This window comes from Brevundimonas sp. (assembly GCF_036405315.1).
In the GTDB taxonomy this organism is placed as follows: Bacteria; Pseudomonadota; Alphaproteobacteria; order Caulobacterales; family Caulobacteraceae; genus Brevundimonas.
In genome coordinates this window covers 1-5,246 of the sequence record NZ_DASWXW010000087.1, presented here as the reverse complement: position 1 = coordinate 5,246, position 5,246 = coordinate 1, and the positions used below count along the sequence as shown (strand labels likewise).

Here is a 5,246-nt window from a genome sequence, read left to right as displayed (position 1 = left end):
GCCCCCGCCGGGGGGCGGGCCGCCTTCCATTCGCATCGTCACGGGACCGCCGCTTCCGCCGGGACGTCCGCCGCCCGGGCCGCGCTGCCCCATGCGCGCCGCCGCCGCCGGATCGGGCTTGCCGAACGGGGTCGAGAAGTTCAGGCCCCAGCGGATTTCCTGCTGCTCGGCCTTCTGGAAGTTCAGCGGACGGGCGTCGATCGACAGCAGATTGCCGTCGAGGTCCCGCGTGAAACGCTCCGGCAGGGCGGCTTCCAGTTCCGGGGTGATGGTCGGGAAGGCGGCGATGGAGCCCTCGACCTCTGTACGGCTGTAGTTGGCGGTGAGCCGCAGATCCTTGTCCTTCAACGGCGTGAAGTTGAAGCCCAGCTTCAGGATGCGCTTGGTTTCCTCGGACAGGCCCGGGTTGCCGCCTTCGATACGGGTGATGTTGACCGACTGGCCGGTGGCGAAGTCATAGACCGGCACGTTGGGGGTCGAGATGGTCGGGTCGTTCAACTGCGACATCGACGGAGCGTTCTGCTCGTCGCTCCAGCTGACGTTGAAGTTGATGGGCGTCCAGGGCGACCAGTTCAGACCCAAGGTGTAGGCGCTCAGGCCGCCGAAGTCGGACAGGTCCTGATAGGCCAGGTTCAGGTTGGCCGACAGGTCGCCCAGCACGCCCAGAACCTCGCGGTCACGGCTGGCGATCGGCAGGTTGAAGTTACCCGAGGCGCTGGTCCGGTCGCGCGACAGCGATCGTTCCGAGAAGACGCCGGAGCGCACGCTCTCGGAATCCAGCGTCTGGGTGTCGAAGCCGACCTTGAAGGTCGAGGTCAGGGCGCCCGCCGGCGCCTCCCAGGCGGTTCCGTTGATGACGCCTTCGAGGTTGCCGCTGCTGGACACGGACCGTGCGGTGTCAAAGGGCAGGCGCGGCAGCAGGTCCACGTCGGCGAAGGGGTCGATGGCGCCCGACGTCACCCCTGTCTGCAGGGTTTCCTGATCCAGTCCGCGCCCCGTGCGGGTCTTGGTCTCGGTGCGGTCATAGCCGCCTGTCAGCGTCCAGCGCCAGTCGCCCAGATAGCCGTCCATCAGGGCGCCGACCTTGCCCGCCAGGGTGTCGGTCGTGCGCGACAGGGCGTCGGGCGCGTTCAGATACAATTGCTGGGAGACGCTGGACGGCGGCAGGGCCAACTGGACGCTCGGCAGGCCTTGGTAGGACAGCCGCGACGTGTCCTCCAGGCTGGCGCTCAGCGTCAGGGCGGTGGTGTCGTTCAGGTCGCGCACGACCGAACCGGCGACCGAGGCCTGTTCCTGCTTGGCCAGCAGGGTGCGGTAGTCGCTCGGATCGCCGTCTTCGCGCTGGAGGTCGCGCTCGGTCTCGAACAGGGGGGTGTCGTTCTCGTATTCCAGGTCCAGCGTCGTGCGCTGCTTGCCGGCGATGCGCAGGATGTTGCTTTCCAGGTCGCTGACCGTGCGCCCGCCCTCGTCCGGGCGGCGGATGCTGGCCTGCATGGTCAGCGAGCGGAAGTTCGCCTTGAGGACGAAGTTCACCACCCGTTGGTCGGCGCCGTAGCCGTAGGAGAGGGCGGTTTCCTCGGGCAGGATTTCGGTGCGTTCGATGGCCTCGGGCGGGATGCCGCGGATTTCCTGGAAGCCCGAGATACGCCGCCCGTTGACCAGGAAGACTGGCGAGCCGCCGCGCGAACTGCGCGTCACCGGCTCCAGCAGGGTCATCAATTCCTGAATGCTGCTGGCGCCATAGGCTTTCAGCTGTTCCTCATCCAGCACCAGTTCGGGCTCGTAGTCGCCCAGCGCCGCACCCCGGCGCTTGGTCGAGACGGCCTGGATCTCGCCCAGGTCGTAGGCTTCCTGCTCGTTGATGGCGGGCACGGCGGGCGTCTGGGTCTGGGGCGCCGCCGCCGGGGTCGTCATCTCCGCATTGGGATCGAGCGAGGTGAGAGCGAGAAGCAGAACGACGGGCGACATGGAGAGTCCTGGTTAGACCGAAAGCTTGGGTGTTTATCTGCTTGAAGACCGACGTGCGCCGAATAGGGGCGGCATCGGCTCCGTCAGATTAACAGCCTGTAATGACGTGGAAATGTCACGGCAGGCTCGACAGCAGTCTAACGAACGAAGGGGCGGCGTCCGTCGCACGCCGCCCCTTCTTTTTTCGGCTCCGATGAAATCAGAAGCGGGCGCGCACCCCCACCACCAGGTTGCGGCCCCGCTGCGGGGCGGTTTCGGCCAGGAAGGAGGCGTGGTTCAGCGCCAGCTCATCCAGCAGGTTGGTTCCGCGCAGGAAGATCTGCGACTTCACCCCCGCCAGCTCCACGTCATAGGCCACGGTGGCGTTGACCATGTTGTAGCCCGGCGTCTCGCTTTCGAAGGCGGCGATGTCGTTCTGTTTGAAGGTGCGGCTGTATTCGACGTCACCCGACCACGGCCCGGCGAAGGCCTCGGCGCGGACGCCGACGCGGGCGGCCGGGATGCGGGGTAGGTTGCCCCCGTCGCCCTTCAGCTCGCCGCGCACATAGTCGCCGAAGACCGTGGCCGACAGCCAGGGCGTCAGCTGCTGGCGCACCTCGCCTTCCAGCCCGGTAAACGTCGCGTCGGCCTGGCTGTACTGGATCAGGCGAAAGTCTTCGAACTGATCCAGCGTCCGGGCGAAGATGTAATCGTCATAGACGTAGTGATAGGCGCTGACCGAGGCGGTCGTGGACCCCGCCGTCTTGCGCAGCGTCAGCTCCAGCGCATTGGCCGTTTCGACGTCCAGGCCGCTGTCGCCCATCTCATAGGTGTTGGTCGCCAGGTGGACGCCGTCGGCATAGAGCTCCTGCGCCGAGGGGGCGCGCTGCGAGCGCGACAGCGACACCGCGCCGGTCCAGCCGGGCATGAAGTGCCAGACCGCCGAACTCGAGATCGAGAAGGGCTTGTGTTCGGCGTCCGGCAGGCCGAGAGCCGAGGCCTCCTGCCACTCCTGACGCAGGGCGCCCTCGAAATGCCAGTCGCCGAGTTCGTATTCCTCCATCACGAACAGGCCGGTGTTCTTGGTCGTGCTGGGGGCCAGGAAGCTTTCCTCGCCGACGGCGGCGAAGTCGCTCTTGCTCAGTTGAAGGCCGACCACGCCCTTGAAGCCGGCGATCGGCTTGTGCTGCGCCTCGATGCGGCCGTCATAGCCTTCGTTGGTGAAGGTGGTCGAGACGACGCCTTCCTCCAGCTCCTGATGCTGATAGTCGGTGTAGCCGGCGCGCAGACGCACGTTCTCGATCCCAGGCAGGGGATCGCGCAGTTCACCGCGCAGGTCGATGCGGCGGCTTTTCAGCCGGACCTCGGGCACGCCGTGGTCGTGATCATGCTCCTCGCCCTCGTCATGGTCATGGCCGTCGTGGTCGTGATCGTCGTGGCCGCCGCAATGCAGGTGGTCGCCGTGCGGATGGCAGCCCTCGTATTCATGGGTGTGCCCGGCCAGACCGTAGTCGCTGGTCTGTTCGGTATAGGCCGCTCCCAGGTAGCCGCGCGATCCGATGTATGAGGCGCCGAGCGTCGCGGTCGAGGTCTCGTTGTAGGAGCCGTCCAGACGCGGCTCGTCCCAGTCGGGGACCTTGTAGTCGTCGGCTTTGCGCGCCGCCGCCTCGATACGGACCGCGAAGTTCCCGGCGCCGACCGTGGCGCCGACCACGCCGGCTTCTTCATTGTCGACCGAGCCGCGACGATATTCGACCACGGCCTCGCCGCCGTTGGCCGGGACGCGGGTCGGGATCTTCTTGTCCAGCAGATTGACCGCCCCGCCGATGGCGCCGCCGCCATAGAGAAGCGCCGAGGGGCCGCGCAGGATCTCGATGCCTTCCAGCAGCAGGGGCTCGCCGGAAATGGCGTGGTCGGGCGAGACTTCCGAGGCGTCCATCAGGCCCGCGCCTTCGCTCAGAACCTTGACGCGCGGGGCGGCCTGACCGCGCACCACCGGGCGGCTGGCACCGCCGCCGAAGGTGTCGGAGTTGACGCCTGGGATGCCGCTCAGCGTGTCGCCCAAGGTCGACTGGCGGCGGTGAACCAGTTCGTCGCCGCTCAGCAGGGCGACGTGCGAACCCACGTCGTCACCGGCGCGGCCCAGGGGCAGGGCGCGGACCACCACGTCGGCGATCTCGGTCGGCTCGTCCTGTTTCGCCGTCTGGATCACCTCGTCAGCGGCGGGGGCGGCGAAGGCGGAGGTCGAAAGGGCCGTGGCCCCGGCGGCGGTCAGCAGGAAGGTTTGAAGTCGCAAGGCACGCATCCCCGTTACAATGTCGAGAACTTGATATGTTATAGTGTATCATCACGCAACCGCCTCGCTCGATTTCTTTCCGTACGGAGCCTTTGGTCGGGCGCGACGTTCGAACAGATTCGGCCCAGGACCACTGAAAACGGGGGTTCAAACCGGCCCGGATTCAGCGTAGCGGAGCCATCATGATCCAGAGCACCAATACGGCCTTCTACGACCGCATCTCCGCCGAACTGGCTGATATCGACGCCCAGGGGCTGACCAAGCCCGAGCGCGTCATCGCCTCGCGTCAGGGGCCTGTCATTTCAGTGGGCGGCCGCGACGTCCTGAACTTCTGCGCCAACAACTACCTTGGTCTGGCGGGCGACGAGCGCGTCGCCCAGGCGGGCATCAAGGCGATGGAGAAGTGGGGCGCGGGCACGGCCTCGGTCCGCTTCATCTGCGGCACGTTGGAAATTCATAAAGAGCTGGAACGCGCCGTCGCCGACTATCTCGGCTTTGAAGACGCCATCCTGTTCGCCGCCGCCTTCGACGCGAACGGCGGCATCTTCGAGCCGCTGTTTTCCGCCGAGGACGCCATTGTCTCCGACAGTCTGAACCACGCCTCCATCATCGACGGCGTGCGCCTGTCCAAGGCCAAGCGGTATCGCTTCGCCAACTCCGACATGGCGGACCTGGAGGCGCAACTGAAGCAGGCGCGGGCCGATGGCGCGCGCGACATCATCATCGCCACCGACGGCGCCTTCTCGATGGACGGCTATGTCGCCAAGCTGGACCGGATTCGGGCGTTGGCGGACCAGTACGGCGCCCTGATCATGGTCGACGACTGCCACGTCACCGGCTTCATGGGCGAGCGCGGGCGGGGGTCGTTCTCGCACTGCGGGGTCAAGGTCGACTTCGTCACCGGCACCTTCGGCAAGGCGCTGGGCGGGGCCATGGGCGGGTTCATCTGCGCCACGGCGCCGGTGGTGCAACTGCTGAAGCAGCGGGCGCGGCCGTATCTGTT

General features: G+C 66.8%; 3 protein-coding genes. 1 reads left to right on the top strand and 2 read right to left on the bottom strand.

Translation table 11 applies throughout. The features are described 5' to 3' along the window. On the bottom strand, positions 1-1,968 hold a 1,968-nt coding region (locus tag VGE49_RS05450; RefSeq protein ID WP_331033553.1), incomplete at its 3' end, for a TonB-dependent receptor. 199 nt (positions 1,969-2,167) lie between these two features. Further along, positions 2,168-4,252 (bottom strand): TonB-dependent receptor domain-containing protein, encoded by a 2,085-nt coding sequence (locus VGE49_RS05445; RefSeq protein WP_331033552.1) that lies wholly within the window; start codon positions 4,250-4,252, stop codon positions 2,168-2,170. Between the two features lie 173 nt (positions 4,253-4,425). Between VGE49_RS05445 and VGE49_RS05440 the strand changes: the two genes are divergently transcribed. Further along, a partial coding sequence (locus VGE49_RS05440) for an aminotransferase class I/II-fold pyridoxal phosphate-dependent enzyme (RefSeq protein ID WP_331033551.1) occupies positions 4,426-5,246 on the top strand: 821 nt, incomplete at its 3' end.

Excerpts from the sequence above, each read along its gene's own strand:
- VGE49_RS05445 (WP_331033552.1), bottom strand. The coding sequence starts at position 4,252 with ATGCGTGCCTTGCGACTTCAAACCTTCCTGCTGACCGCCGCCGGGGCC.